General features: G+C 64.3%; 25 protein-coding genes. 19 read left to right on the top strand and 6 right to left on the bottom strand.

All coding sequences use genetic code 11. The features are described from left to right. Positions 1 to 90: 90 nt before the first annotated feature. Positions 91 to 1,869 carry a glucan ABC transporter ATP-binding protein/ permease gene (locus QDT69_RS17265; RefSeq protein ID WP_279707676.1) on the bottom strand — a complete coding sequence of 593 codons (1,779 nt, stop codon included), beginning with the start codon at positions 1,867 to 1,869 and terminating at the stop codon, positions 91 to 93. Between the two features lie 289 nt (positions 1,870 to 2,158). Continuing rightward, positions 2,159 to 3,214, bottom strand: coding sequence for an ABC transporter substrate-binding protein (locus QDT69_RS17260; protein ID WP_279707675.1), 1,056 nt, complete (start codon positions 3,212 to 3,214; stop codon positions 2,159 to 2,161). 265 nt (positions 3,215 to 3,479) lie between these two features. On the opposite strand from QDT69_RS17260, the gene QDT69_RS17255 reads away from it, so the two are divergent. From QDT69_RS17255 to QDT69_RS17220, 8 genes are all read left to right on the top strand, one after another. Continuing rightward, positions 3,480 to 3,920, top strand: a complete 441-nt coding sequence (locus QDT69_RS17255; RefSeq protein WP_279707674.1) for a hypothetical protein — start codon at positions 3,480 to 3,482, stop codon at positions 3,918 to 3,920. A 122-nt stretch (positions 3,921 to 4,042) separates the two neighbouring features. Further along, complete coding sequence (hisE, locus tag QDT69_RS17250; protein ID WP_279707673.1) at positions 4,043 to 4,444, top strand: phosphoribosyl-ATP diphosphatase; 402 nt, start codon at positions 4,043 to 4,045, stop codon at positions 4,442 to 4,444. 245 nt (positions 4,445 to 4,689) lie between these two features. After that, a complete protein-coding gene (locus tag QDT69_RS17245) occupies positions 4,690 to 5,271 on the top strand; it encodes a DedA family protein (protein WP_279707672.1) in 582 nt (193 codons plus the stop codon). 110 nt (positions 5,272 to 5,381) lie between these two features. Then, positions 5,382 to 5,702, top strand: a complete 321-nt coding sequence (locus QDT69_RS17240) for a hypothetical protein (protein ID WP_279707671.1) — start codon at positions 5,382 to 5,384, stop codon at positions 5,700 to 5,702. Positions 5,703 to 5,744: 42 nt separating this feature from the next. Further along, entirely contained in the window at positions 5,745 to 6,281 is a 537-nt protein-coding gene (locus QDT69_RS17235) for a hypothetical protein (protein WP_279707670.1), read from the top strand. 299 nt (positions 6,282 to 6,580) lie between these two features. Beyond that, positions 6,581 to 7,549, top strand: a complete 969-nt coding sequence (locus QDT69_RS17230; RefSeq protein ID WP_024579091.1) for a nitronate monooxygenase family protein — start codon at positions 6,581 to 6,583, stop codon at positions 7,547 to 7,549. Further along, positions 7,549 to 8,322, top strand: coding sequence for a thioesterase family protein (locus tag QDT69_RS17225; RefSeq protein ID WP_279707669.1), 774 nt, complete (start codon positions 7,549 to 7,551; stop codon positions 8,320 to 8,322). The genes QDT69_RS17230 and QDT69_RS17225 overlap by 1 nt, the downstream gene beginning before the upstream one ends. A 365-nt stretch (positions 8,323 to 8,687) precedes the next feature. Next, on the top strand, positions 8,688 to 10,820 hold the full coding sequence (locus tag QDT69_RS17220) for a hybrid sensor histidine kinase/response regulator (protein ID WP_279707668.1): 2,133 nt from the start codon (positions 8,688 to 8,690) through the stop codon (positions 10,818 to 10,820). Positions 10,821 to 10,972: 152 nt separating this feature from the next. On the opposite strand, the gene QDT69_RS17215 is transcribed toward QDT69_RS17220, so the two are convergent. Next, positions 10,973 to 12,535: an AMP-binding protein gene (locus QDT69_RS17215; RefSeq protein WP_279707667.1), complete on the bottom strand. Its 1,563-nt coding sequence runs from the start codon at positions 12,533 to 12,535 to the stop codon at positions 10,973 to 10,975. A gap of 86 nt (positions 12,536 to 12,621) precedes the next feature. Between QDT69_RS17215 and QDT69_RS17210 the strand changes: the two genes are divergently transcribed. From QDT69_RS17210 to QDT69_RS17200, 3 genes are all read left to right on the top strand, one after another. After that, positions 12,622 to 13,599, top strand: a complete 978-nt coding sequence (locus QDT69_RS17210; RefSeq protein ID WP_279707666.1) for a nitronate monooxygenase — start codon at positions 12,622 to 12,624, stop codon at positions 13,597 to 13,599. Between the two features lie 114 nt (positions 13,600 to 13,713). After that, complete coding sequence (locus QDT69_RS17205; RefSeq protein WP_074125931.1) at positions 13,714 to 13,956, top strand: hypothetical protein; 243 nt, start codon at positions 13,714 to 13,716, stop codon at positions 13,954 to 13,956. A 110-nt stretch (positions 13,957 to 14,066) separates the two neighbouring features. After that, positions 14,067 to 14,804, top strand: coding sequence for a hypothetical protein (locus tag QDT69_RS17200; protein WP_279707665.1), 738 nt, complete (start codon positions 14,067 to 14,069; stop codon positions 14,802 to 14,804). A 40-nt stretch (positions 14,805 to 14,844) separates the two neighbouring features. On the opposite strand, the gene QDT69_RS17195 is transcribed toward QDT69_RS17200, so the two are convergent. Beyond that, the gene (locus QDT69_RS17195; RefSeq protein ID WP_279707664.1) at positions 14,845 to 16,269 is read right to left on the bottom strand and encodes a toll/interleukin-1 receptor domain-containing protein; all 1,425 of its coding nucleotides are present in this window, start codon (positions 16,267 to 16,269) and stop codon (positions 14,845 to 14,847) included. A gap of 401 nt (positions 16,270 to 16,670) precedes the next feature. Between QDT69_RS17195 and QDT69_RS17190 the strand changes: the two genes are divergently transcribed. The 3 genes from QDT69_RS17190 (at position 16,671) to QDT69_RS17180 (ending at position 19,856) form a co-directional block, all read left to right on the top strand. Beyond that, positions 16,671 to 17,810 carry a patatin-like phospholipase family protein gene (locus QDT69_RS17190; protein WP_279707663.1) on the top strand — a complete coding sequence of 380 codons (1,140 nt, stop codon included), beginning with the start codon at positions 16,671 to 16,673 and terminating at the stop codon, positions 17,808 to 17,810. Positions 17,811 to 17,978: 168 nt separating this feature from the next. Then, entirely contained in the window at positions 17,979 to 18,506 is a 528-nt protein-coding gene (locus QDT69_RS17185; RefSeq protein WP_279707661.1) for a hypothetical protein, read from the top strand. A gap of 12 nt (positions 18,507 to 18,518) precedes the next feature. Next, positions 18,519 to 19,856 (top strand): tetratricopeptide repeat-containing protein, encoded by a 1,338-nt coding sequence (locus QDT69_RS17180; RefSeq protein ID WP_279707659.1) that lies wholly within the window; start codon positions 18,519 to 18,521, stop codon positions 19,854 to 19,856. A 24-nt stretch (positions 19,857 to 19,880) separates the two neighbouring features. Here the strand turns inward: QDT69_RS17180 and QDT69_RS17175 are convergent, their stop codons facing one another. Continuing rightward, positions 19,881 to 20,546, bottom strand: a complete 666-nt coding sequence (locus tag QDT69_RS17175) for a class I SAM-dependent methyltransferase (protein ID WP_279707656.1) — start codon at positions 20,544 to 20,546, stop codon at positions 19,881 to 19,883. Between the two features lie 106 nt (positions 20,547 to 20,652). Between QDT69_RS17175 and QDT69_RS17170 the strand changes: the two genes are divergently transcribed. After that, positions 20,653 to 21,285: a TetR family transcriptional regulator gene (locus QDT69_RS17170; protein ID WP_279707655.1), complete on the top strand. Its 633-nt coding sequence runs from the start codon at positions 20,653 to 20,655 to the stop codon at positions 21,283 to 21,285. A gap of 318 nt (positions 21,286 to 21,603) precedes the next feature. Here QDT69_RS17170 and QDT69_RS17165 read toward each other — a convergent pair whose 3' ends face one another. Further along, a complete protein-coding gene (locus QDT69_RS17165; RefSeq protein WP_279707654.1) occupies positions 21,604 to 21,855 on the bottom strand; it encodes a hypothetical protein in 252 nt (83 codons plus the stop codon). A 1,058-nt stretch (positions 21,856 to 22,913) separates the two neighbouring features. Here QDT69_RS17165 and QDT69_RS17160 point away from each other — a divergent pair. The 4 genes from QDT69_RS17160 (at position 22,914) to QDT69_RS17145 (ending at position 26,473) form a co-directional block, all read left to right on the top strand. Then, entirely contained in the window at positions 22,914 to 24,272 is a 1,359-nt protein-coding gene (locus tag QDT69_RS17160) for an extracellular solute-binding protein (RefSeq protein WP_279707653.1), read from the top strand. A gap of 112 nt (positions 24,273 to 24,384) precedes the next feature. Next, complete coding sequence (locus QDT69_RS17155) at positions 24,385 to 25,317, top strand: sugar ABC transporter permease (protein ID WP_279707899.1); 933 nt, start codon at positions 24,385 to 24,387, stop codon at positions 25,315 to 25,317. Continuing rightward, a complete protein-coding gene (locus tag QDT69_RS17150) occupies positions 25,314 to 26,276 on the top strand; it encodes a carbohydrate ABC transporter permease (protein ID WP_021076440.1) in 963 nt (320 codons plus the stop codon). The genes QDT69_RS17155 and QDT69_RS17150 overlap by 4 nt, the downstream gene beginning before the upstream one ends. Then, a complete protein-coding gene (locus QDT69_RS17145; RefSeq protein WP_279707652.1) occupies positions 26,273 to 26,473 on the top strand; it encodes a hypothetical protein in 201 nt (66 codons plus the stop codon). The genes QDT69_RS17150 and QDT69_RS17145 overlap by 4 nt, the downstream gene beginning before the upstream one ends. Positions 26,474 to 26,475 lie beyond the last annotated feature (2 nt).

Genomic DNA, 26,475 nt, shown 5'->3' with positions numbered 1-26,475 from the left:
GGCTTGCCAGCAGAGAACAGAGGCCGGCCGATTATATCGTGGACGAAATCGGCTGAATTTCGGCAGCCGCCTCAATTGGAAAGGGGAGAATTATGGTGCCTCGATGCCGGCGCGCGCCTGTTCCTGGACCATGAACTGGGCCCGCGCCAGCTCGGCAAAACGCCCGCCTTTCGCCACCAGTTCATCGAAAGTTCCGCTTTCGATCACCCGTCCCTGGTCGAACAGCAGGATGCGGGTGGCGTGGCGGATGGTCGAGAGACGGTGTGCGATCACGAAGGTGGTGCGGCCCTTCATCACTTCGTCGAGAGCAGCGTTCACCTTGGCCTCAGTGACGGCGTCGAGCGCGCTGGTCGCCTCGTCGAGGATCAGGATCGGCGGGTCCTTGAGCAGCGCACGCGCAATCGACAACCGCTGGCGTTCGCCGCCGGACAGCATGCGGCCGCGTTCGCCGGCATGGGTGTCGAACTTCTTCTCGCTGCGCTCGATGAAATCCAGTGCCTGCGCGCGCGCCGCGGCAGTGCGCAGTTCCTCGTCGGTCGCGTCGGGCTTGCCGACGCGCAGATTGTCGGCGAGCGAACGGTTGAACAGCAGCGCCTCCTGGAACACGACGCCGATGTTCCGCCGCAGCGCCGTCAGCTTCAGCGCGCGTATGTCCATACCGTCGATCTTGATGATGCCGGATTGCGGATCGAACGCGCGGTGCAGCAGCGCGATCGCGGTGGATTTGCCGGCACCGGTCGAGCCGACCAGCGCGATGGTCTGGCCGGGCAGCGCGGTGAAGCTGAGGTCCTCGATCGCCGGCCGCTTGCCGTCATAGGAGAACGAGACGTCGTTGAATTCGACGAGGCCCGACAGCCGGCCGGGATCGACCGCGCCGGGCCGGTCGCGCACCGCCGGCACCGCATCGAGCACGTCGAAGAATTCCTGCAGCCGCGGCGCTTCCATGAACACGTTGTTGATGAAGCTCACCACCTGCTCGAGCTTCTGGATCAGCATGGTGGCGAACGAGACGAACATCACGATCTCGCCGACCGTGGTGAGCCCCTCATTGTGGAGCGCGATGCCGACGGTGAAGATCGCGAGCACCGTGATGGTGGTCGAGGCGCGGGTGATCACGGTGACCAGCGCCCACCATGACAGCACCGGCATCTGCACCGCGAGCAGCTTGTCGGCGACGTAGCGCAGGCCCTGCACCTCGGAATCGATCCGCACGAAGCTCTGCACCAGCGCGACGTTGCCGAGCGCGTCGGAAGCGCGCGCCGAGAGGTCGCTGTAATAGGCCTCGACCTCGCTCTGCATGCCGTAGGTCTTGCGCACCACCATCGTGGTCAGCACGGTGAACACGACGCAGAGCACGAACAGCAGGATGGCGAGCCGCCAATTGATGTAGAGCGCGAGCGGCAGCAGCACGACCAGCGACATGATCGCGGCGAAATGCTCGCGGAAGAAGCCGAGCCAGAGCCGCCACAGCGCATCGGTGCCGTTCAGCATCACCTTCATCAGCCGTCCGGAATGGGTGCCGGAATGGAAGGTCAGCGGCAGCTGCAGGATGTGCTCGAAATAATCGGTCAGAACCGCCTGGCGCTGGCGATGCGCCAGCCGGTCGGCCTGCAATGCGACGATCGCGCTGCAGCCGATCGTGAACAGGCCGAACGCCGCCCAGGCCACCAGCAGCGGCCATGCCGAATTCGTCGCGAACAATCCGGTGACCGGCCGGCCCGAAAGCACGTCGACGATCTTGCCGAACAGCACCGGCTCGGCGAATTGCGCGCCGGCGAGCAGCATGTTGGCGGCGGCGAGAATCCAGCCGAGCCGCGCCTCCTTGCCGAGCAGTTCGAGGACGCGGGTATAAAGGCGGAGCATGGACATGCCGGCGGGACTCGTAAGCGGTGGACGCCGGGTCATTGTAAGCCGGGATTACAACGGAGAACTACCCACTTTCCTTGTTCGGTCCACACACTCTGACGCCCAGTCCTGAGGTGCTGGTGAACAAATGCAGCCCGTCATTGCGAGGAGCGACAGCGACGAAGCAATCCATCCATCCACGCACGGGGACAGATGGATTGCTTCGCGGAGCCTGTCATCCGGCGGCGCTCTGCGCCGACCGGGTGGCTCGCAATGACGGCGGAGGGGCCGATCTCTTGGCGGAGGACGCGGCTCAATTCACCAGGCGGCCGTCGATCGGCGGCAGGAATTGGTCGTCGAAGATGTCGGCGGCGTTTGGCCGCTTCTGGAATTTGACGTCTTCCGCGAGCTGGTCAAGCGCGCGCTCGAAGCGCTCCGGCTCGATGCCGCCGATGCCGTTGCGCTTCACCTCGCCGGTCAGGATGTTGTCGCGGATGATGGCGGATAGCCGCTCGAGCTCCAGATCGCGCGAACCGCCGTCCATCCGGCTCACCACCTCGCTTGCGGCGCGGGCCGGGTCCTTGACCGTGAGGTTGGTGCCGCCGACCGCCGCGCGCACGAAGCCTTTCACCGCGTCCGGCTTGGCTGCGGCAAGGTGCGGGCTGACGATCACGGCAAAGCCATAGGCTTCGCAGCCATAGTCGGCGAAGCGCAGCACCGCAAGATCGTCGGCGGGCACGCCGCGATCGCGCAAATTGATCGCCGAGAGATAGGAGAAGCCGGTCACGGCATCGACCTGGCCTGCGGAGAGCATCGGCTCGCGCACCGCGGCGCTGATCGTGTTCTGCTTCACGCTCGATAGCTTGATGCCGTTCTGCTTGGCGACCGCGGGCCACAGCCGGATCGAGAGGTCGCCCTCGGCAACGCCGAGGCTCTTGCCCTCGATATCCGCCAGCGCGTTGATGCCGCGGCTTTTGCGGGCAATGATCGCGTAGGGCGCCTGGTTGAACAGCACGAACACCGCCTTGACGGGGGCTGCGCCAGGCTTGTCGCGAAAGCGGATCAGCGCGTTGATGTCGACGAGGGCGAAATCGCTCGAGCCGTCGGCGACGCGCGCGATCGCGTCCGCCGAACTGGTGGCGACGTTGGTGCCGACCGCGAGGCCCTCGGCGCTGAACAGGCCGCCGACCGACGCCATCACGAATGGGGCGGCGGCGGCGTCAAGCGGACGGTCGAGCGTGAACTGGGTGGTGAGCGGCTGCGGCTGATCGCCGGCGTGCAGCGGCATCAACGCCGGCCACACGCCGCCCAAAAGGCCGATCGTGCCGGCCAGTATCCAGCGGAGAACGGTGGTGCGACTTACCTGCATCGTGACATCCGGGAGGCGAGACAAAGTGCCGCGCCGGCTGCGCGCCTTGTACATGACATCGAATGCGCCAAGGCAACCGTCATTTCAAGCTGCAATTTCAGGCGTGATCTGCAGGCATTCTGCCCCGGGCAAGGTGAACGGCCGATGACTGCCTCGATTTCACCTTGGGTTGTTCAGCTTGCATTCGGTTTCGGGAACCTAATCTGGAGAGTGTGGTTAGCTTACCAAGGCCCGACGGGGCCGGCTTCCACAAAGGATGACTGCAATGTTTGCGCGAAAAGGTGTTTTTTCGTCTGTTGGCCGCGCAGCCACATTGGCAACGGTTGCCGCGGTGGCGTTGACGGCCGTTGAGCCGACGATGGCGTTCGCAGGCTCTGCTTCGGCGGGCAAGGCGGCCGCCGTGACCACATCGCACGGCACGAGCGATGCGACCGACATCAGCGCGCGCCGTCGTTACTATCGTGGCGGCGGTGGTGGTGCGGCTGCTGCGGCCGTGTTCGCCGGGATCGTCGGCACGGGCCTTGCGATCGCCGCGGCCCAGAACCGTCGCGACTATTACGAGTCCTACGGCTACTATGACGGCCCCGGCTACTACGGTGGTCCCACCTATTATGGTGGTGGCCCGGTCTACTACGGCGGCGGGCCGTATTATGGTTATCACGGCTATTACGGGCGCCGCTCGGCGTTGCCCTATACGCCGTACTGACATCGTCGTCGGTTCTCAGAACTGTCACAAAGCATCGATCCACCGGCCGCAAGGCCGGTGGATTTTTCGTTGTCGGTCCGGCCGTTAACACGCTGGCGACGCGTTTCGATTAGGCTCGAAGGATGAGTGATTCGATCGAACGGCTTTACCAGGCGGTGATCGCGGCCAGGGATCTTGATCCGGCTACGTCGCGCACGGCACGGCTGTTCCAGCGCGGGCCGGCCAAGATGGCCAAGAAGCTCGCCGAGGAAGCGGTCGAGGTCGTGATCGACGCCATCAGCGGCAAGCCGGATGCCGTCGTCCGCGAGAGCGCGGACCTGCTCTACAATCTCACGGTTCTGTGGGCGTCGGCCGGCGTGAAGCCGGAGGATGTCTGGCGCGAGATGGAGCGGCGCGAGCGGCTGCTCGGGATCGCCGAGAAGCTGCCGAAGTCACCGGTCAAGGTCTCCAAAACCGCGCCGGTCCCGGTGGTTCGGCGTCGAATTGTCGCGCTGGAGAGCCGGCTGCGTAAACGGCAGCCGTAAACCCAACAAGAAAGGCTGGAACGCCCGATGCCCCGTCATCCTGAGGAGCGCGCTCTTGCGCGCGTCTCGAAGGATGCACGGCCCGGCTGGTGGCCGATTCACCCTTCGAGACGCCGCTTCGCGGCTCCTCAGGATGACGGTCAGAGAGGTTGGCTCGCTGTGGCGATCCGATATCGTTGAAAATCGACCCTATTCGGCCCAATCCCGGCATGGACAAATCGGCTCCATGATGGTTCATCGCGCCCATGTTGAAACGGATTTACGAGTGGTGCGTCGACGCGGCCGACAAGCCCTACGCACTCTGGATTCTCGCGGCCGTCGCCTTCGCGGAGAGCTCCTTCTTCCCGATCCCTCCCGACATCATGCTGCTGCCGATGTCGCTGGCGCGGCCGAAGCGGGCATGGTGGTTCGCGACGGTCTGCACCATCGCCTCGGTTGCCGGCGGCGTGCTCGGCTATGCGATCGGCGCGCTGCTCTACGACTCGGTCGGGCAGTGGCTGATCCATCTCTACGGCCTCTCCGACAAGGTCGACGCGTTCCGCGCCTCCTATGCCGAGTGGGGCGCCGTGATCATCCTGGTGAAGGGACTGACGCCGATCCCCTACAAGCTGGTGACGATCACCTCGGGTTTTGCCGGCTACAACATCTGGCTGTTCATCCTGTGCTCGATCGTCGCACGCGGCGGCCGCTTCTTCTTCGTCGCGGTGCTGCTCAATCGCTATGGCGATGTCATCCGCGCCGAGCTCGAGAAGCGGCTCGGCCTGTGGGTTGCGATCGGCGCGATCGTGCTGGTGCTGGGCTTTGTTGCCGCATTCAAGCTGATCTAGCTCCCCGCGGCTTTGCCGATGGCAAGGCTTCGGGTACGCTGACGTATATGGCTTTGACCGGCACTATACAGCGTCCTGATCGAGGTCCTTTAGGACCTGAAGAGGAGGTTATGCTCCGTCTGTCCGACGCGTTTCCGGGCATCCGCTTCCATTACGAGGCGGAGGAGCCTCCTGCAGCGGTCGCGGCGCGTGCACAGATGTCAATTCTGCTACGAATATGGCTCTTCTTTTTCGGCAGGGATACTTCCTACCCGAGGCGTCAGGGTTACTTCGAGAACGGAAAGGGCGGATCGGTCGAGTTCTATTTCGAGGCGAGGCAGCCAGTCCCGTCGATCACGGCAACTTCCTATGGAATGACGGCGGGCCTGGACGAAAACTTTGGTCGGCTGTACGCGGCGACCGGTTGGAAGATTGTGTATCCGAGATTTTGATCGACTAAGCTCACTGAGACTGGACGGGCTGTGCAACCGCGAGTGCTGAACATTTTTCCGGTGTTCCCCAAAGCGACCATCGCGGCACGGCTCGCTACCTGTCTCACGATGGCTTTCAGTCTTGATCCCGCCCTTTCGCAATCTGCACCACCCACGCTCGGCGTGCAGTCGCCGGCGCAGCAGCCCGTTGAGTCTCAGCAGCAGATCGAACTGCCGCCGGCGCCGGTCGAGCGTGAGAATCCCGGGCTGATCGACGAAATCGGAAAACTGTTCGAGAAGTCGAAGTCGGTGTTGCCACAGCTGAAGAGCCCCAGCGAGACCTTCGACGACCTGTCGAACCTGGCGCGCCCTTCGAGCATGGTGAGCGGGCGCGCCGCCTGCGTGGTGGCCGCGAACGGTGCGCCCGACTGCAAGGTCGGCGCCGACCGGCTGTGCCAGAGCAAGGGATTCAAGGAAGGCAAGGGCATCGATATCGACACGTCGGAAAAATGCTCGCCGCTGGTCTATTTGCCGGGCCACAAGCGCGGCCCGAACGACTGCAAGACGGAAAATTTCGTGACACGGGCCGTCTGCCAATAGCAGCAGCGAAGCTTGCGTGTAGAGAGTGATGCGATTGGGTCGAACTGGATTAACGGCGGAGGTTCATCTCTCCCCGCTGGGGAGAGGTGAACCAAGACCGCGCCAAGCCGATTCAATCAAAACTCATCTTGCGTCTGGGATGCCAGATGCGCCCGGAAAATGCGCCCTTTAGATGAGGTTTTGTCATCTTTTTGCAGCGCCAAAACGCAATACTTGACACTGGAAAGATTGCCTTGTTGGTATGACGGTCAGCATTCGAGCTAAAACCAACCGACCAAACCTTTGAGGATCCGCCGCCAATGTCCATGCCTGCTCTGTTCAAGGGCCGCCTGTCTCTTCCCGTGATCGGGGCACCGCTGTTCATCATCTCCGTGCCCGACCTCGTCATCGCCCAGTGCAAGGCCGGCGTGGTCGGCTCGTTTCCGGCGCTGAATGCGCGGCCGCCGGAACTGCTCGACGAATGGCTGTACCGGATCAAGGAAGAGCTCGCCGCCTATGACAAGGCGCATCCGGAGCGGCCGTCGGCGCCGTTCGCGGTGAATCAGATCGTGCACAAGTCGAACAACCGGCTCGATCACGACATGGCGCTTTGCGAGAAGCACAAGGTGCCGATGATCATCTCCTCGCTCGGCGCACGCGAGGAGCTCAACCAGGCCGTCCATGGCTGGGGCGGCATCGTGTTCCACGACGTGATCAACCAGAAGTTCGCCCACAAGGCGATCGAGAAGGGCGCCGACGGCCTGATCCTGGTCGCGGCCGGCGCCGGCGGTCATGCCGGCACGCTGTCGCCATTCCCGTTCGTATCGGAGACGCGGCAGTGGTTCGACGGGCCGATCGCGCTGTCGGGCACCATCGCCAACGGCCGCGCCATTCGCGCCGCGCGCATCATCGGTGCCGACTTCGCGTATATCGGCTCCGCCTTCATCGCGACCAAGGAGGCGAATGCGGTCGAGGGCTACAAGAGCATGATCACCAATTCGTCGGCCGAGGACATCGTCTACTCCAATTTGTTCACCGGGGTGCACGGCAACTATTTGAAGCCGTCGATCGTCGCGGCCGGCATGGATCCGGAAAATCTGCCGACATCCGATCCCTCGAAGATGAGCTTCGGCACTGACTCATCCGGCGAGCGCGCCAAGCCGAAGGCCTGGAAGGAGATCTGGGGCTCCGGCCAGGGCGTCGGCAGCATCTCCAAGGTAGTGCCTGCCGCCGAGCTGATCGGCCGCTTCAAGAAGGAATACGACGAAGCGGTCGATCCGGCGCTTTGATGGACCCGATCTTTCGCGTTGACGGCGACCGCGTCGTCACCAGTCCTGATGCCGCGGGTCCGTGGGACCCGCGGATGCAGCACGGCTCCGCGCCGGCGGCGCTGGTGGTGTGGGCCGCCGAGGCCATCCCGACGCCGGCGCCGATGCGGATCGCGCGGCTCACCATCGACTTGATGCGCCCGGTGCCGGTGGCGCCGCTGACGGTCTCGAGCGAGATCCTGCGCGATGGCCGCAAGATCCAGCTCTGCGGCGTCAGGCTGCTCGCCGACGGCGTCCTCGTCGTCTCGGCCACTGTGCTGAAGATCAAGGAGCAGCCGGCCGAACTGCCGCCCGACATCGCCGCGCTTCCGGTCGAGCTGCCGGGTCCCGACGAAAGTTTGGTCGAGCCGGGTAATCTTGCGAACAGCCCGTTCGTCAAATGCATCTCGATGCGCGCGGCGCGCGGCCGTTTCGGCGTGATGGGACCCGGCGCGATCTGGTTCCGCGTCAACCAGCCGCTGATCGCGGGCGCCGCCGTCTCGCAGGCGATGCGCGCCGTGGTCGCCTCCGACTTCTCCAACGGCACCTCGCCGGCGCTCGATTTCAACCAATGGACCTTCATCAACGCCGATCTCACCGTGAGCCTGGCGCGCGAGCCGGTCGGCGACTGGATTCTGCTCGACGGCGAGTCCTGGATCGGGCCTGACGGCGCCGGGCTTGCGATGTCGCGGCTCGCCGACGTGCAGGGCTATTTCGGCCGGGCGGTGCAGAGCCTCGTCATCGAGCAGCGCTGACCAGGGTTATTCCTCTCCCACCTTTCGGGTCGGGCGAGGCAGTACTTACACGATTTCGGAATATTAGAAATATATCCCCGATTTGCCCGACGTGTCAAGTTGCCGTGGTGAAGGCCGGCAGCCGCCGGCGCCTTTGCATGGGGTTGTTTTCGATATTTTTGCCGCGCGGTCGCGGCGAGCCATGCCTCTTGCGGTAAAAATAACTTCGCGCTGCGGGAACGGTGGCCGCACGAACGAGTTTCGTTCCGGTTAGGGGGCCCCATGACGCCTATCGATCCCGCCGCCGGCACTGTGGTCATGGCCACCCGGCAGCATTGTGCCGTCTCAGCCGCTGCCGATGCCCGGCCGTCGCAGGGACAGACGCGATGAAGCCCGGCCCGTCCTCGGAACGCGCGGTCATCCTTGCCGCGAGCGAACGGGATGCCGTCAAGACTGCCCACCTCATCAAGGAAGCCGGCTACTACGCCAATATCTGCGGCGACCTCGCCGAGCTGGAGCGCCAGGTCGCGAGCGGGGCGGGCCTTGCCATCATTGCCGACGAGGCGATCAGGGCCGCCGACCTTGCCGGCCTGACGCGCTGGCTGAACGAGCAGCCGTCATGGTCGGATTTCCCCATCGTGCTGATGAGCGAGGGCGGTGGGTCCGAACGCAGTCCCGACGCGGCGCGGCTCGGCCGCGCGCTCGGCAATGTGACCTTCATCGAGCGCCCGTTCCATCCGACCACGCTGGTGAGCCTGGTCGGGGCGGCCGTGCGCGGCCGCCGCCGCCAATACCAGACCCGCGCGATTCTCGAGGACCTCACCGAGAGCGAAAGCCTGCTGCAGACGGCGCTCAATGCCGGTCATCTCGGCGCGCTCGAACTGCACGTTCCGGGCTTCGAGCTGGAGGCCTCCGCGACCTGCAAGCGCTTCTTCGGGCGCGCCGCGAGCCTGCCGTTCACCTATCAGGAGCTGCTCGAGGCGGTTCATCCCGACGATCGCGCGCGGCGGCAGGAGGTCGTCGAGCACACGCTCAAGACCGGCGCCGACTACAAGATCGAGTATCGCAACATCTGGCCCGACGGCAGCCAGCACTGGGTCGACGTGCGCGCCCGCGCGGTGCGCGGGCCGGACGGCAACATCCGGTCGCTGGTCGGGGTCTGTTCAGACATCACCGCGCGCAAGACCGCGGAGATCGAGCGCGAGGCGCTGCTGGCGCAGCTCGCCGCCGAGCGCTCCGCGCTTGCCGAACTCACCGCGACGCTGGAGCAGCGGGTCGAGCAGCGCACCGCCGATTTGATGAAGGAGGTCGCGGCGCGCGAGCGGGCGCAGGAGCAGCTCCGCCATGCGCAGAAGATGGAGGCGATCGGCCAGCTCACCGGCGGCGTGGCGCACGACTTCAACAATCTCTTGATGGCGGTGATGGGCAATCTCGATCTGCTGCGCAAGCGGATGCCGGAGGACCCGCGGCTGCAACGGCTGGTCGACGGCGCGTTGCAGGGCGCCGAGCGCGGCGCTTCGCTGACGCAGCGGCTATTGGCATTCGCGCGGCAGCAGGATCTGCGCGCGGTGCCGGTCGATCTTGGCGCGCTGGTGCGTGACATGAGCGAATTGCTCGAGCGCTCGCTCGGTCCGCGCATCGTGCTCCGGCTCGACATCCCCGAGGGGTTGCCGCCGGCCTGCGTCGATACCAACCAGCTCGAGCTCGCGATCCTCAATCTTGCGATCAATGCGCGCGATGCGATGCCGGATGGCGGCGTGATCGAGATCCGTCTCGCGGCCTGGCAGGCCAGGAACGATCCGGCGCTGCGGCCGGGCAACTACCTGAAACTGTCGGTGGTCGACAGCGGCACCGGCATGTCGCCGGACGTACTGAAGCGCGCGATCGAGCCGTTCTTCTCGTCGAAGCCGGTGGGCAAGGGCACCGGGCTCGGCCTGTCGATGGTGCATGGGCTCGCGGTGCAGCTCGGCGGCGCGCTGCAGCTGTCGAGCGCGGTCGGCAAGGGTACCACGGCCGTGCTGGTGCTTCCGGTCGCAACCGCCGCGCCGGAAGCGGCAAGTCCCGTGCCCGTGGCGCAGCCGGTCAAGCGCTCGGCGGTGATCCTGCTGGTCGACGACGATCCGCTGATCGCAATGTCGACCATGGAGATGCTGGAAGACCTCGGTCATCGCGTGATCGGCGCCAATTCCGGACCGCACGCGCTCGATATCCTCAGGAGCGACCAGGAGATCGACCTGATGATGACCGATCACGTGATGCCCGGCATGACCGGCATCGAGCTCGCCGCGGCCTCCCGCGAGGTCCGGCCGCAGCTCGTCGTCCTGCTCGCCACCGGCTATGCCGAACTGCCCGACGGGACCCACGTCGACCTGCCGCGGCTGGCCAAGCCCTATCACCAGGATCAACTTCGCGAGCGGCTCGATCAGTTACTGGGGCAGCGTGACGGACGGCAGATTGCAGCTAGCAGTGCCAGTGCGGATAGTCTTGCTGCGCCATCGACCCTTTCCCCGTCACCCTGAGGAGCCGCGAAGCGGCGTCTCGAAGGGCACGGCCCGGCTGTTGCCGCAAGCGGAGACAGGGCGTGCCGCAGTATGCGGGCCGTGCATCCTTCGAGGCGCGCAAGAGCGCGCACCTCAGGATGACGGGACCGGCAATGGGTTGTGCGAGCCTCTCACCCCACCATGCGGTCGCGGCCGGTCCAGAAGCCTGCCTTCAGCACTTTCTTGTCGACCTTGCCGACGCCGGTCATCGGCAGCTCCTTGACGAACTGGATCTGCTTTGGCGCGTGCGCCGAGCCCTTCTTCGCCTTGACGAGGCCGATCAGCTCGTCGGCGTCAGGCGTTGTGCCCTCGCGCGCCACCACGACGGCGGTGACGGCCTCGCCCCATTTGTCGTCGGGCACGCCGACCACGGCGACCATCGCGACATCGGCGTGCTGCGACAAGACATCCTCGACCTCGCGCGGGAAGATGTTGAAGCCGCCGGAGACGATCATGTCCTTCTTGCGGTCGAGGATGAACATGTAGCCGCGCTCGTCCTTGCGCGCGATGTCGCCGGTGTGCAGCCAGCCGCTCTTCAGCGTCTCCGCGGTGATGTCGGGCCGCTTCCAGTATTCGGCCATCACATGCGTCGCGCGCACGCAGATCTCGCCGGCCTCGCCGGTTGCGACCTCCTGGTCGTCCTGATCGAGGATTTTCACCTGGCAGGCGGCGATCGGGAAGCCGCAGGACAGGAACAGCTCCGGCGTCTTCGGATCATGGTCCGCCTTGCGCAGCACCGAGACCGGATAGCATTCGGTCTGGCCGTAGAGCTGCGAGAACACCGGACCGATCCGCTCGATACCTTCCACCAGCCGGCTCGGCGACATCGCGGATGCGCCGTACAGCAACAGTTCGAGTGAGGACAGGTCGGTCTTGGGCAGCGCGGGATGATCCAGCATCACATAGATCATGGTCGGCACGAACAGCGTGAAGTTGATCTTCTCGCGCTCGATGGTCTTGAACACCGCCTCCGGATCGAACCCTTTCAGCATGTGCACGGTGCCGCCGCGCATCAGCGTCGGCAGCACTTTTGTACCCGCGACATGGCTGATGGGGGCCACGGTGAGATAGCGCGGCGTCTCCGGAATTTCGAAGTCGGCGAGGATCGCGGCGGCGAAGCCGCCATATTCGCGATGGTAGCGCAGCGCGCCCTTGGATTTGCCGGTCGTGCCGCCGGTGTAGTTCAGGGTCGAGATATCGTCCTCGCGGGCAAAATTCTTCGCGGTCGCGCTGCCGGCATCCTCTACCACCTGCAACAGGTCGGCGCCGTAATCCGCCGGGCCGAGCGTGAAGATGGTCTTCAGGTCCTGCGCCTTCGCCGCAAGCTCGCCGCCGCGGTCACGAAACGTGATGCCGTCGACGATCAGCATCTGCGCTTCGGAGTCCTCGATCTGGAACAGCTGGTCGTCGAGCGAGCCGAGCGGATGCAGCCAGGTGATAGCGAGCCGCGACAATTGCGCGGCGACGCCGGCGCACCAGCTGTCGGCTCGGTTGGCGGTGAGGAAGGCGACGCGGGTGCCCGGCGCAAAGCCGAGCCGCATGAACACGCTCTGCATCCGCCCGATCAAATCGGTTGCGCCCTGATAGCTGAGCGAGCCGCCCGGCCATGCGAAGGCGGTGCGCGTCGGATAACGCGCCAGCGCCCGCAAGGTCTGCTCGCACGTTGCCGGAAATGCATAGAGCGGATTGCTCATGTGGTGGTCTCCTCCCGCTTTGTGTTTGGCCTCTTGCGTGCCAATGTTGGCGCAACGCTAACACAATGATGATGGGAAGAAACAACTTGTCCGCAGATCTTGTCGCGCGATTTCGCGATCGCCTCCGGCTGCCGCTGATTGCAGCACCGATGTTTCTGGTATCGGGCGTCGAGCTGGTGGTAGCTGCCTGCCGCAACGGCGTGATCGGCTCGTTTCCGACGGTGAATTGCCGTGAGACGGAACAGCTCGATGCATGGCTCGGCGACATCGCACGTCGTCTGCAGACCCATGAAGATGCAAACGGCAGGGCGGTGGCGCCGATCTGCCCGAACCTGATCGTGCATCGCTCCAACACGCGGCTGCAGCAGGATCTCGCGGTCCTGCTGCGGCACAAGCCTGAGCTCGTGATCACCTCGGTCGGCTCGCCCGCGCCGGTGCTGAGCCCTCTGCACGATGCCGGCGCGCTTGTGTTCGCCGACGTTGCCTCGATCCGCCATGCAGAGCGCGCGGCTGCAGCCGGCGCCGACGGGCTCGTGCTGCTCACCGCGGGCGCCGGCGGGCAGACCGGCTGGCTCAATCCGTTCGTGTTCGTCCGCGCGGTGCGCGCATTCTTCGATGGCCCGATCGTGCTGGCCGGCGGCATCAGCGATGGCCACGCGCTGCGCGCCGCGGAAGCGCTCGGCTGCGATCTCGCCTATATGGGCACCAAGTTCATCGCGACGCGCGAGAGCATGGCGGATGCGAGGTACAAGCAGATGCTGGTCGAGGCGACCGCCGACGACATCCTGCTCACGACCGCCTTCACGGGTTTGCAGACAAACATGCTGCGGCCCTCGATCGAAGCCGCCGGTCTCGATCCTGACGACCTGCCGGCACGCGGCGCGATCGACATCGGCAAGGACATCGACATCGGCGCCCGCGAAAGCCGCCCCAAACGTTGGCGCGACATCTGGAGCGGCGGTCATTCCACGTCGGGGGTGACGGGGGTGCTCGCGGTCGACGAACTCGTGGCCCAGACGGCGGCGGAATACGAGGCGGCGAGCGCGCGGGTGCGGCTCGGCTGATCGGTCAAACCCCGCCTGTCCGCTTAACGCGGCATTAACCATGCCAGTCCCAACTATGCGTCACGGGATGGTCCGCCGCCACGGCGGGCCGCCCGGCAGTTGTGGGAATGCGACATGGCTTTTGAGGTGCTCTCCAAGACCCCGGCCTCGCTCAATGAGCTCCGGACCCGGGTGTTCTATGCCCTGCAGCGGCATCCGCTGTGCCGTCAGGTCGAATTCGACATCGTCAGCACGCCGCGCACCCGCCGGACCAACTGGACGGTCAGCATGCATGCGGTCCAGCCCGGGGCCCTCTGGACGGCCCATGAGATCGTGGCCGACATCCAGGAAGCCTATGAGCTTGACGCCGCGGCCTGATTTTTCGGGCCGTTTCGGGACGATTTCACCTATTTGGCGCGGTCATGGCACGCTAACGCCGCATTTGCCGCGCAGTTTGCGGTGACACCGGCCGGCAATGGAGTAACTTTTTGACCAGAGCCATCACCCTCGCCGCCCTGACATGCTTCCTGCTCGCCGGTGCCGCGATCACCGCCATTTTGGGCCGCGACAGCCTGCCGGCGGCGCAGGCCGACATCGGCCCGGTCGCCAACCGCGCCAGCAAGCAGGACAAGCTCGCGGTTACGACGCTTGCCGCTGCCTCCTTTGAAGCGCCGCAGCCGGCGGAGCCTCCAGCCAGTCCGTCGCCGCTCCTGCTGCGGGCACAAGCCGCTATCCCGGGTGCGACCGATACCGTTCGCCAGGCCTATGCCTCCGCCGAGCCCGCCGATATCGGCCTGCCGAAGCTCAATGATCCCGTCGATGCGGCCCAGCCGAAGATCGCCGAGCCCGCTCCAGCCGCCGCGCCGGCCACGGTCGCGCCGCCGAAGCCCAAGGCGGCCGCCAAACCGGCGCCGCAGAAGACCTACGCCCTGCTCAGCGATGCGCAGATCGCCGGCATTAAGGACCGGCTCAAGCTGTCGTCATCGCAGGAATACTACTGGCCGGCGGTCGAGACCGCGCTGCGCGCCGTCGCCCGCAAGATCCACGCCAAGCGCCAGGGCGATCCGGCGGCGGGTACCATGCCGATCGATCCGGATTCCGAGGAGGTGCAGCAGCTGAAGTCGGCGGCGATGCCGCTGCTGTTCCAGCTTCGCGAGGACCAGAAGAATGAGGTCCGTTCGCTGGCGCGCCTGATCGGCCTCGAGCGCGTCGCGTCGATGATCTGAGCGCAGGCGGCGGCCGGGCCGAGCCTGCCCTCGGCGGGCATCAGCGGGCCTCCAGCGGACGCAGCTTCTCCACCTTGCCCTGGGTTTCGACGAGCAGCTGCTTCATGAAGTCCTTGTTGCGCTTCAGCCAGGGCTCCAGCGTTTGCCGCACGTCGCCCGGCGACTTTTTCTCGATGGCCTGCGCGAGCCGGCTCTGAAACGTTCCCCAATCCTTGAACATCTCCTTTAGAAGCGCATCGTCGGAGATGTTGATCGTCGACTTGATGTCGCCGACGGTTTCGAGCTCGCGCATGTTGCCCTGTCGCAGGATCGAATCGAGGTTTTCCAGGCATTCGTGGTAGCGCTGCAGCAGGTCGTCCCATCGCTTGGCGCTGAAGTCATCGTCGAGGTCCTCGACCGCGTTGTAGAGCGGCTCGAGAAACGACCATCGGAAGCGCCGTGCCAGTCGCAGCAGGATCGACAGGAACACGATGTCCTTCGGCATGTTCTGCGCGACCATCAGCCTTGGATCTTCGCTGAACGGCGGCATCGGCACGAAGATGATGACGACCGAGAACGGCGTGTTGTCGAGATATTCGAGCCGGGCGATCACCGGTTGATACAGCTTCAGATCGCGGAAGATCGGGCTGAGGACCTGCTCGCGGCTTCGCCGGCTGGCGATATCCACGTCGGAGAACGAGTTCGCGACATAGCTCGTCAGTTCGTCGAGCCAGGCGCCGCTGTCGTAGCGGTTCTGGGCGCGGAGCAGGTCCTCCCAGTCGAGATCAGCCGCATCGGGACCTGACAGCAGCGTGGTGGTGGCGGGATCCGCCTCCAGCCTGGCATCCGTCAGGAATCCGCGTGCACGCTCCGCAGGCGGCAATGCCTTCAGCGCATCGGCCTTCTGCCGGAACGACAGCTCGTCGCTGAACACGACGCGAAGCCGAAGGCGGAACAGCTCTTCCGGGCGGGTGATCTGCATGAACTGCGCGTGCAGATCCTTCACCGCTTCGTTGAAGTCGCGGGCATGGTTGGCGTTCAGTTTCGGCCGCAGCGGGACGGGACCGAAGGTCGGCCGGACGAACAGATCCTCGAGAAACCGCCGCACCTCGTCGTCGCCGATCCCGTAGAACTCGTTCTCCGCCAGCATCGGAAACGAGGGCGAACTGTCGACCGAGAACCACAGCACCTTTGACGTGAGCTTCAGCGCGCGCTTGTAGCCGTCGAACTGGGAAATCTCGGACGCGCACCACGTCCAGTTATGTTCGGCGTTGGTGTGGATGAAGATCAGGCAGTCGGCCTTCGCCGTGTTGTCGATCATCCATTGGCGCCACTCCGCGCCGCCGGGAATTTCCTCGCACACAAAGCATTCCACCGAACGTTGTCCGTCCAGGCTGCTGAGATATTCGAGCCGTGCTTTCAAAAGCCGCGCGAGGAACCTGTCTTCGGCACGATGGCTGATAAAGACTGAGAAATCGTTCGGCATGGCAAAAATCCGATCTGCATGAATCTAATGCGACGGCTGGCCGTGACTGGTCGGCCGGATGCCGCGGCTGCACGTCTCGCCGCGGACCGATGATAGCGCGTCTCTGAAAATTGCGATCGCCGGCCGCGAAAAAGAAAAACCGCCTGCCAGTGAACTATCTCACTATACCTTAGGGTGTATCATGTGCAACATGTGCAGGGAGCCGGCGCGCGGTGCTTGTCCTGCTCCGGAACGCACTGACTAAAATTTTTCGAAAAACATCAGCCGATGTGTTGACGTGGGCACATTGCTTCATTTCATGCCCCCGGCGCCGTACGCGCGAGGGCGCGACCAATTGAGCCTTCGGCCGTGATCGGTCGGCCGTATCGAGATCAGCAACAGTCATAGTCGGAGGGCCAGCCGTGCCGAAGACGAAGCAGCAGCATCTCGATCGTGACGCCGGGCCGAAGCGGATATTGGCGCTCGACGGCGGTGGCATTCGCGGCATTCTGACGCTCGAATATGTCGGCGCCATCGAGGCGATGCTGCGCAAGCGGTTCGGCAAGGATGACCTGCTGCTCTGCGACTATTTCGATCTGATCGGCGGCACCTCCACGGGATCGATCATCGCGGCCGGGCTTGCCTGCGGGATGACCGCGGACGCTTTGAAGAAGCTCTATCGTGGGATTGGCACCGACATCTTTCAGGAATCGTTCTGGCGGCGGGGACTGCTGGCGCCGAAATTCAATTCCGACGCCTTGCAGCACGCGCTCGATGCGCAACTCGGCGCCGACACGGCGCTCGGCGGCGATCACGTCCGCACCGGCCTGATGATCATGACCAAGCGGCTCGATACCGGCAGTCCCTGGCCGCTGCACAATCATCCGGACGCGCCCTACGCCAGGCAGGACGGCGCGTTGCGGCTGACGCAAGTGGTTCGCGCCAGCACTGCGGCCCCAACCTATTTCAAGCCCGAGGAGATCAAGATCTCCGCGCGCGACGGTCACACCGTCAGCGGCGCCTTCGTCGACGGCGGCGTCAGCCCGTTCAACGATCCGGCGCTGCAGCTGCTAATGCTCGCTTCACTTCATGGCCATGGTTTCCGGTGGCATAGCGGCAAGGACAAGCTCCTGCTGGTCTCGGCAGGGACCGGCGTGTTCAAGTCGACATTTTCGACTGACCAGATCGTCCACATGCCGGCGGCGGAGCAGGGCGTGCGGTCGCTGCAATCGCTCATGGACGATTGCGGACGGCTCAATCACGGCATGCTGCAATGGCTGACAAACTGCCTGACGCCATGGCCGATCGATCGCGCGGTGGAAGACATGGCGGCGGACAGCCAGGGCGGGCCGCAACTTGCGACCTATGCGCGCTACAACGTGCTGCTGGAGACGGGCTGGTTGAAGACGACGGTTGCCATCGACCGTACGCCGGAGGCGCTGGCAAAGATCGCCGCGATGGACGACCCGTCCAACATGGACGAGCTCGCCGCGATCGGAGCGCTCGCCGCGAAGGTGCAGGTCAAGCCGGAACATTTCCCGCCGGCCTTCGATATCAATTGATGCCGCGCAGCGCGGTGTCCTGACACTCGGGTCCCGGCTTCGACAGGAGATTCGCCTTCAGCTAAGTTTGTCATCGAGACACAATGATCCAATCATCAGTCGGGTGTCACGATGACCACGGACCAACGCGCCGGATCACCTAACATAGTGGTTCTCTTCAGCGGTCACATGATCGATGCGCCAGATCGAAAAACGCCTCGCTTTCCGCCGGACAAGGAGCCTGTCGCGGCCGCTGCGATCGCCGACGCGCTTGCGAAGATCGGCGTCGCCAAAGGCGACCTCGCGATATGCGGCGGCGCTTGCGGCGGCGACCTGCTGTTTGCGGAAGCTGCACTCGCGAAGGGTATGCAGCTTGAGATCTACATTCCATTCGACGAGCCGACCTTTCTCGCCGGCTCGGTCGATTTCGCCGGCGGCAATTGGCGCGCGCGCTATCTCGCCGCGAAATCGCGCGCGACGCTCCATGTCATGCCGGACGAACTCGGCCCGCTGTCGGCCGGCGAAAACGCCTATGAGCGCGACAATCAATGGATGCTGGAGCGGGCCGCCCGGTTTGGCGACGAGAAGCTCGCCTTTGTCTGCCTGTGGAACGGCGAAGGCGGCGATGGTCCCGGCGGCGCCAAGCACCTGATGGATGAAGCGGGGCGCAGGACGACGTGGGTCTACTGGCTGGATACGCGAAAATTATGGGACTGAAGGGATTGCAATATGCCGTCGTGTTTCATGATCATGCCCTACGGCCGCAAGCCGACCCAGGCCGAGTCCAAGCTTGGTCCGGCCGAAATCGATTTTAACGCGCTGTGGGACCGCGGCTACGTTCCGGTGATCAAGGAGCTGGGCTATGAACCGGTTCGCGCCGACCAGGACACCGGTGCGCTGATCGTCGGCCAGATGCTGGAGCGACTCTATTTCGCCGACCTCGTATTGGCGGATATGACGATCCCGAACGGCAACGTCTATTACGAGGTCGGCATCCGTCATGCGGCGCAGAAGACCGGCTGTGTTCTGCTTGCCGCCGACTGGTCGAAGCAATTGTTCGACGTCGTGCAGATGCGCACAGTCCGCTACCCGCTCCCCGAGGGCAACATCTCCGACGACACCGCAGCCGGTCTCCGCCCCAGGATCAAGGAGGGCATCGTGTCGCTCCGCGACGGGCTCTCGCCGATGCCCCAATCGATCCCCGGCTATCCCGAGGATGTCGATCCGACGAAGGCGACGACGACCAAGGAGCAGCTTGCCGAACTCGCGGCGTTCCAGACCAAGGTGCGCGAGGTGCGTGCCGCACCGCACGCCGAGCGCATGCAGCGCGCGCAGGCGCTGATCGCCGGCGAAGGCACGCCGCCCGCGACCTATCCGATTGCGCTCGCATTGCTGCTGCTGCTGCGCGACAGCGTGGACAAGACCGCGGACTGGAGCTGCGTCCTCGACTTTGCGGCGGGCCTTCCGAAGAAGTTCAAGGACGTCCCTGAAATCCAGGAGATCCGTGAGTTCGCCGCCGCCTATGCCGGCAATAATCTCCAGGCCATTGCGGCGCTTGAGACGCTGATCAGGACGGCGGGGCCGACACCGGAACGCCTCGGTCTGATGGGCGGTCGCTACAAGCGCCTGGCGAGAGCAGCCACATTGGCCGCAGACAAGCGGCAAGCCCAGGCGAAGGCGATCGAATATTATGAGCAAGGTATGCAGATCGACCTCAATGCCTATTATTGCTCGAGCAACCTGCCGCGTCTTTATCGCGCGCGTGCCCGGGCAGGCGACGAGGAGCGCGCGCTGACCGCGTTGCGGCTGACGATCGCCGCCTGCGAGCGCGCCAGGCGGCTTCAGGTCGGCGACGAATGGACGCGTCAGACGTTGCTCGCTGCGGCCTTCGACCTCGGCGATCCTGACAAGGCCGACGAACTGGCCGACGCGGTGATCGATGAAGGCCCCGCAGCTTGGAAGATCGACAGCGTTCTCGGTGATCTCGAGGCCAGCGTCACGCAGGTCACCGACGCCGCAAAGCGCGCGCGATTGTCCGCCGTCATCGACAAGATCAAGGCGGCCTGATCGCGCGCTTCTTGCACGTCGGCTTCAGCCCAGGCGCATCGACAGTTCGACGTCGCCGCCGAACGGCGTCGAGATGTAGCCGTTCGCCGGCGAACGCACCCGCGCCAGATAGCCGGGGCTGTGGTCGGCATTGTCGGCGACGATGAAGGCACCCGGCTTCAGGCGGCTCTCCACGAGATCGAGGATGTCGGGATAGAGCGCCTTGGCGCCGTCGAGCAGCACGAGATCGATCGCATCGGGCAGACCCGTGCGCAGCGTCTCCAGCGCATCGCCTTCGCGGATCTCGACCAGATCATTGAGGCCGCCGGCGACGAGATTGTCCCGGGCGCGCACCACCTTTGACGATTCGAACTCGCTGGTGATCAGCCGGCCGCCGCCATTGTCGCGCAGCGCCGCGGCCAGGTGCAGCGTTGAGATGCCGAACGAAGTCCCGAACTCGACGATGCTCCGTGCCCGCGTGCCGCGCGCCAGCATGTAGAGCAGCGCACCGGTCTCGCGCGAGACCGCGAGCGGCACATTGTTGAAGCGGCCGTACAGTGCGCGGTAGTCGGTCCTGCTCCGCATCAGGCGCGTACGTTCCTCGTCGGAAAGGTCGGCCACTGCGAGTTGGGTTTCCTCCACCGCGGCGGAAGCTTGCGCGAACAAGCGGTCGAGCAGGCCTGCGAGTTGGGGTGAGGTGAGGGTCGTCATGTAAGTCTCCGGTCAAAAAAAACGGCGCGTCCTTGCGCCTCGCCATAAATACGAATAATTATTCGCATTCGCTAATCGCATTCCCCGAGGGGACCATCAGGCGTCCATGACTGAACGGCGAGCCTCTTCAATTTCCTCACGAAAACAGCCGCAACAAGCCCGCTCGACGGAGCTCGTCGCGGCTATTCTCGATGCTGCTGTTCAGGTTTTGACGAAGGAAGGCGCGCAGCGCTTCACGACGGCGCGTGTGGCCGAGAAGGCCGGCGTCAGCGTCGGCTCGCTGTATCAGTATTTTCCGAACAAGGCCTCGATCCTGTTCCGGCTGCAGAGCGACGAGTGGCGGCAGAACATCAGCCTGCTGCGCGACATCCTCGAGGACGCCGCGCGGCCGCCATTGGACCGGCTGCGCGCGCTGGTGCACGCCTTCATCCGCTCCGAATGCGAGGAGGCTGCGGTGCGCGTTGCACTCAACGACGCCGCGCCGCTCTATCGCGACGCGCCCGAAGCTCGCGAGGTGCGGGCCTCCGGCGAGCGCATCGTCGAGATGTTCATGCGCGAGGCTTTACCGAAGGCGTCTGATGCGGTGCGCGCGATGGCGGGCGATCTGATCACGACGACGCTCAGCACGGTGGGCAAGGATTTTTCGGAGAGCCCGCGAAGTCAGGCCGAGATCGAGAGCTATGCCGGGGCCATGGCCGACATGTTCTGCGCGTATCTGAAGAGTCTCGGAAAGCGCTGACGGTTCAGAGATAGTGCCTGGCGACCAGCAGAAACCCGAGAACGCCACCTGTCACAGCGAACACGGTCACGCCATTGCGGAAACTGACGTAAGCGGCTGACCAATAGGAAGCAGTCGTGGAGACCGCCGCGGCTTTTTTCGGTTTCTGAGGCAAGCTGGTGCATTCCTGAAAAAGCGCCGCCACCTGGTCAACACAGGTGACGGCGCCCGTCTGAGGGCTTCAGGGCGAAACCCTAACTCAGCGTAGGCCGGGATGATGAACGGTTCGTATACCGCTCGGTGTCGCACGCATGGATGTCAGCGCTGAAGCGAAGTTCCCTAAAACTGGGCGTAGGCGTTGCGGAACGCGATGGCGCCGGCCAGTGAGCGCGGCCGCGTGCGCACGGCGTGTCCATCGTTGCCGCTCTGCACGATCCACTGGCCGTTCTCGTGGCCCACGATCTTGCCGACGTGATGACGCCAGACGACGATCGCGCCGATCGAAGGGCCGCCGGCATTGCTGCCGTATCGCGCCCAGGATCGCGCCAGATTGTATTGCGGACCCGGATCGCTGCCGACCTGCGTGCGCATGAACCATCCGCACCACGCAGCGGGGCGACCGGAATGTGCATAATGCCGATGATGGTGATGACGACCGCGCGCTTCAGCAGCGGACGAGGCGAAGGCCAAAAGCACGGCGACAGCCGCGAGAGTTTTACGCATTACAAAGTCCTCTTGTTGTTGGCAGACCATCCGTGTTGTGGGGGAGGCGCAGCGATGATCTGCGATTTGGTTGCGAAGCGGCCGCATCGGCCGGACGACGCAAAACAGAGGCGGGACATGGCCCGCCCGGGCCTTTAAGAAACGGGCTATGGCCAAAATATGACGGCAATTTCCGTCCGGCGGTCGCGATACTGCTGAAGACGTCAGATGGGGGCATGCGACGGCCGCGATGTTCTGCGCCCATCTCAACAGTCTCGCGCAGCGCTGAGGCCGTCGGTGCAATTTGCACCGCGCGTAACAATGCGTGATCGCATTGCCTCAAATCCCACGCTGATTTGGCTTCGCCGGACGCGCTTCGCGCTCGCAGCCAAGGCGTGGCGGCGCCACGCGACACAGCAGACAACTGTTGAGACACAACTGTCGAGCAGGCTCCGCGATCGGTTGGGGTCGATCGCGGAGCCTCGCTTTGACGAACTGACGCGAGACGCGTGTGGGTGTCGGCCATCGCTCGTTTCAGATGGCGCAATGCGCCGGGGGCAAGGCGTTCTATTCTCGCGCTGAACGTTCAGTAAAACGTGGTACTAAACATTGAACCGAGCCTGCTCTGGTGTCTTCCATCATCCGGCGTTGCTGCAGTGCGAGCGAACGCCCGGGCAGATACACTCAATCGGCCCTTCTTCGCGGCTCCCAAGAAACCGGCTTGACGGGCTCCTGAATTTAGTAATACGTTTAGTATTACAAGAACGATAAACATCGCGCATCGAGCCGATGTGTGGGAGGAGCCCAGTCGTCCGGATCTCGATTTCCGGGCGCGTTTCGTCTCGCTCTCCATCATCGCTCATCAACTCGGTTTCGGAGTGTCGGCGTCAATCCGGCAGGATGCGCCGAGCGGGTCAGGTGCTTCAACGATAGGGAGGAAATGGATTATGCGAACATTGAGATGGTTGCGTAGTACGGCGGCGTCCGCGGTCGTTGCGGTTGCTGCACTCGGAGTTCTCGGCGGCGGGCAAGCCGCGGCACAAGGCAAGCAACTCACGCTGTGCTGGGCGGCATGGGATCCGGCCAACGCGCTGGTCGAGCTGGGCAAGGACTTCACCAAGCAATCCGGCATCGAGATGAAATACGAGTTCGTCCCCTGGACGAGCTACGCTGATCGCTTCCTCAACGAGCTCAACTCCCACGGCAAGCTCTGCGACCTGATCATCGGCGACAGCCAGTGGATCGGCGGCGCCGCCGAGAACAAGTGGTACGTCAAGCTCAACGACTTCTTCGACAAGGAGAAGATCTCGATGGACGATTTCGTCCCGGCGACCGTGGTCGGCTACTCGCAGTGGCCGAAGAACACGCCGAACTACTGGGCGCTGCCGGCGATGGCCGATGCGGTGGGCTGGACCTATCGCATGGACTGGTTCTCGCGGCCCGAGATCCAATCCGCGTTCAAGGCCAAGTACGGCCGCGACCTAGCGCCGCCGAAGACCTATGACGAGCTGAAGCAGATCGCCGAGTTCTTCCAGGGCCGCGAGATCGACGGCAAGAAGGTCTACGGCGCCTACATCTTCACCGAGCGCGGCTCGGAAGGCATCACGATGGGCGTGACCAACGTGCTCTACAATTACGGCTTCGCCTACGACAATCCGAAGAAGCCGTACCAGATGCAGGGCATCGTCAATTCCGCCGACGCGGCCAAGGGGCTCGAGTTCTACAAGGAGCTCTACAAGTGCTGCACCGCGCCGGGCATGACCAACGCCTACATGCAGGAAGGCCTCGATGCCTTCAAGTCCGGCCAGGTCGCGATGCAGATGAACTGGTTCGCGTTCTTCCCCGGCCTCTACAAGGATCCGAATGTCGGCGGCGACAAGATCGGCTTCTTCGTCAATCCGGCCGGTCCGAAGGGGCATTTCACCCAGCTCGGCGGACAGGGCATCTCGGTGGTGGCGACCTCCGACCGCAAGGACGACGCGCTCGCCTACATCAAGTGGTTCGCGCAGCCTGCCGTGCAGCAGAAATGGTGGCAGATCGGCGGCTACTCGGCGCTGAAGGCGGTGGTCGACGCGCCCGACTTCCCCAAGAGCGCGGCGTTCGCGCCGCAATTCCTGGAGTCGATGGGGATCGTCAAGGACTTCTGGGCCGAGCCGTCCTACGCGCAGTTGCTGCTCGACATGCAGAAGCGGGTGCATGACTACGTCGTCGCCGACAAGGGCACGGCGCAGCAGGCACTGGATCTCCTGGTCAAGGACTGGACCAAGGTGTTCAAGGAGCAGGGCAAGGAAGTCGCCTCGCAATAGCAGGCGCCCACACTCCACCTGAACCGGCTTCCCCGAGGGCCGCCCCGGGGAAGCCGAACCAGCCCAGCCGATGGACACGATGACGACGATCCTGCAACCCGATCATGCTACGATGCCAGGCGTGAGCACGCCTGCCAAATCCCGCGACGCCCGGCGCGTCCGCGGCCTGTCGGACCGGGCCATTGCCTGGCTGTTCGTCGCGCCGACGATCGCGCTGCTGCTTGCGATCAACATCTTTCCGCTGATCTGGATGATCAGGCTGTCCTTCACCAACCTCAACCTCAGCATGTCCTATCTGCCGCTGCGGTTCGTTGGCCTCGACAATTTCAGGGACATCCTCACCGACGAGGATGTCTGGGTCCGGCTGCAGACCACGGCGCAGTTCGTGATCTCGTCGGTCGTGTTGCAGGTGGTTGTCGGGTTCGGTCTCGCGCTCCTGATCAACCGTCAGTTTCGCGGCCACAGTTTCTGGACCACGATCATCTTGCTGCCGATGATGCTGTCGCCGGCGGTGGTCGGCAATTTCTGGACGCTGCTGCTGCAGCCGCAGATCGGGCCGTTCAACCATCTGATCAGCCTGTTCACCGGCGTGCCGCCGAGCTCGTTCAGCATGACCGGGCAGGTGGCGCTGGCGCCGTGGACCATCGTGCTGGTCGATACCTGGATGTGGGCGCCTTACGTCATGCTGATCTGCCTCGCCGGGCTGCGCTCGATCCCCGATTACATCTATGAGGCCGCGGAAGTCGATCGCGCCTCGGCATGGCGGCAGTTCTGGTCGATTACGCTGCCGATGACGGTGCCGTTCCTGATGCTCGCGGTGCTGTTCCGCGCTATCGAGAACTTCAAGATGTTCGACATGGTCAATCTCTTGACCTCGGGCGGGCCGGGCTCGACCACCGAGCTGGTGTCAATCTCGCTGAAGCGCGCGGCGTTCGAGAAGTGGCGCACCGGCTATTCCTCGGCGCTCGCCATCATCCTGTTCGTGACCGTGTTCGGCGCCGCCAACATCTATGTCAAGACGCTCAACAAGGTGAAGCAACGATGACCGCTGCCGCCACCAGATCCACCGCGCATTCCATCGTCGAAGCCTCGCCGCGCACCAAGGCGTTCGCCGGCGGCCTCGTCATCCTCTATGCAGTGATCACGATCCTGCCGCTGCTGTGGATCGTCGCCACCGCCTTCAAGTCGCAGAGCGACGCCATCGCCTATCCGCCCAAGGTGATCTTCGAGCCGACGCTCGAAGGCTATGTCAACCTGTTCACCGTGCGGACGCGCCAGACGCCTGACTTCATCGCCAAGCTGCCGCCACCGGAGACCTGGTACGACCAGCTGGTGCGGAAGCGGGACATGGTGATCGCCGGGCCGTCCAAGGTGGTGCCGCGCTTCGTCAACTCGCTGATCATCGGCTTCGGCTCGACCTTCCTTGCGGTCTTCCTCGGCACGCTCGCGGCCTACGCATTCTCGCGCTTCCGCATTCCGCTGGCGGACGATCTGCTGTTCTTCATCCTCTCGACGCGCATGATGCCGCCGGTCGCGGTGGCGATTCCGATCTATCTGATGTACCGGCAGCTCAACCTGACCGACACGCGGCTCGGCATGATCCTGCTCTACACCGCGGTGAACGTCTCGCTTGCGGTCTGGCTGCTCAAGGGCTTCATCGACGAGATCCCGCGCGAATATGAGGAGGCGGCGCTGGTCGACGGCTATACGCGGCTGCAGGCGCTGCGCAAGGTGGTGTTGCCGCAGGCCGTCACCGGCATCGCTGCGACCGCGATCTTCTGCCTGATCTTCTCCTGGAACGAGTATGCCTTCGCCGTGCTGCTGACCAGCGGCGAGGCGCAGACCATGCCGCCGTTCATCCCCTTCATCATCGGCGAGGGTGGGCAGGATTGGCCGGCGGTTGCCGCCGCGACCACGCTGTTCGTCGTCCCGATCGTCATGTTCACCGTGCTGCTCCGCAAGCATCTGCTGCGCGGCATCACCTTCGGAGCGGTGCGCAAATGAGCGGCTCTGTGGTTGCCAAAGGTGGCGCAGCGCGCTGGTTTCGCCGGGGGCCGTGGGAGGCCGCCGCGATGACCCTGATCGGCGGCGGCATCATCATGCTGGTGCAGCCCTGGTCGATCGATCTCTACAGCTACTCCTTCGTGACGATCCTGGCCGGCACGGTCGGCTTCGTCATCGTCAGCCATTTTCCGGAATAGGG

Source organism: Bradyrhizobium sp. CER78 (assembly GCF_029846235.1).
Classification (GTDB): domain Bacteria; phylum Pseudomonadota; class Alphaproteobacteria; order Rhizobiales; family Xanthobacteraceae; genus Bradyrhizobium.
The sequence above is the reverse complement of the archived record's forward strand: the minus strand, read 5'-3'. Positions and strand labels throughout refer to the sequence as shown.

Bases quoted from the DNA above. Each gene is read 5' to 3' on its own strand.
- QDT69_RS17265 (WP_279707676.1), bottom strand. From the start codon at position 1,869: ATGTCCATGCTCCGCCTTTATACCCGCGTCCTCGAACTGCTCGGCAAG.
- QDT69_RS17260 (WP_279707675.1), bottom strand. From the start codon at position 3,214: ATGCAGGTAAGTCGCACCACCGTTCTCCGCTGGATACTGGCCGGCACG.
- QDT69_RS17255 (WP_279707674.1), top strand. From the start codon at position 3,480: ATGTTTGCGCGAAAAGGTGTTTTTTCGTCTGTTGGCCGCGCAGCCACA.
- hisE (WP_279707673.1), top strand. From the start codon at position 4,043: ATGAGTGATTCGATCGAACGGCTTTACCAGGCGGTGATCGCGGCCAGG.
- QDT69_RS17245 (WP_279707672.1), top strand. From the start codon at position 4,690: ATGTTGAAACGGATTTACGAGTGGTGCGTCGACGCGGCCGACAAGCCC.
- QDT69_RS17240 (WP_279707671.1), top strand. From the start codon at position 5,382: ATGCTCCGTCTGTCCGACGCGTTTCCGGGCATCCGCTTCCATTACGAG.
- QDT69_RS17230 (WP_024579091.1), top strand. From the start codon at position 6,581: ATGTCCATGCCTGCTCTGTTCAAGGGCCGCCTGTCTCTTCCCGTGATC.
- QDT69_RS17225 (WP_279707669.1), top strand. From the start codon at position 7,549: ATGGACCCGATCTTTCGCGTTGACGGCGACCGCGTCGTCACCAGTCCT.
- QDT69_RS17220 (WP_279707668.1), top strand. From the start codon at position 8,688: ATGAAGCCCGGCCCGTCCTCGGAACGCGCGGTCATCCTTGCCGCGAGC.
- QDT69_RS17215 (WP_279707667.1), bottom strand. From the start codon at position 12,535: ATGAGCAATCCGCTCTATGCATTTCCGGCAACGTGCGAGCAGACCTTG.
- QDT69_RS17205 (WP_074125931.1), top strand. From the start codon at position 13,714: ATGGCTTTTGAGGTGCTCTCCAAGACCCCGGCCTCGCTCAATGAGCTC.
- QDT69_RS17195 (WP_279707664.1), bottom strand. From the start codon at position 16,269: ATGCCGAACGATTTCTCAGTCTTTATCAGCCATCGTGCCGAAGACAGG.
- QDT69_RS17185 (WP_279707661.1), top strand. From the start codon at position 17,979: ATGATCGATGCGCCAGATCGAAAAACGCCTCGCTTTCCGCCGGACAAG.
- QDT69_RS17180 (WP_279707659.1), top strand. From the start codon at position 18,519: ATGCCGTCGTGTTTCATGATCATGCCCTACGGCCGCAAGCCGACCCAG.
- QDT69_RS17175 (WP_279707656.1), bottom strand. From the start codon at position 20,546: ATGACGACCCTCACCTCACCCCAACTCGCAGGCCTGCTCGACCGCTTG.
- QDT69_RS17170 (WP_279707655.1), top strand. From the start codon at position 20,653: ATGACTGAACGGCGAGCCTCTTCAATTTCCTCACGAAAACAGCCGCAA.
- QDT69_RS17165 (WP_279707654.1), bottom strand. From the start codon at position 21,855: ATGCGCACGCAGGTCGGCAGCGATCCGGGTCCGCAATACAATCTGGCG.
- QDT69_RS17160 (WP_279707653.1), top strand. From the start codon at position 22,914: ATGCGAACATTGAGATGGTTGCGTAGTACGGCGGCGTCCGCGGTCGTT.
- QDT69_RS17155 (WP_279707899.1), top strand. From the start codon at position 24,385: ATGCCAGGCGTGAGCACGCCTGCCAAATCCCGCGACGCCCGGCGCGTC.
- QDT69_RS17150 (WP_021076440.1), top strand. From the start codon at position 25,314: ATGACCGCTGCCGCCACCAGATCCACCGCGCATTCCATCGTCGAAGCC.
- QDT69_RS17145 (WP_279707652.1), top strand. From the start codon at position 26,273: ATGAGCGGCTCTGTGGTTGCCAAAGGTGGCGCAGCGCGCTGGTTTCGC.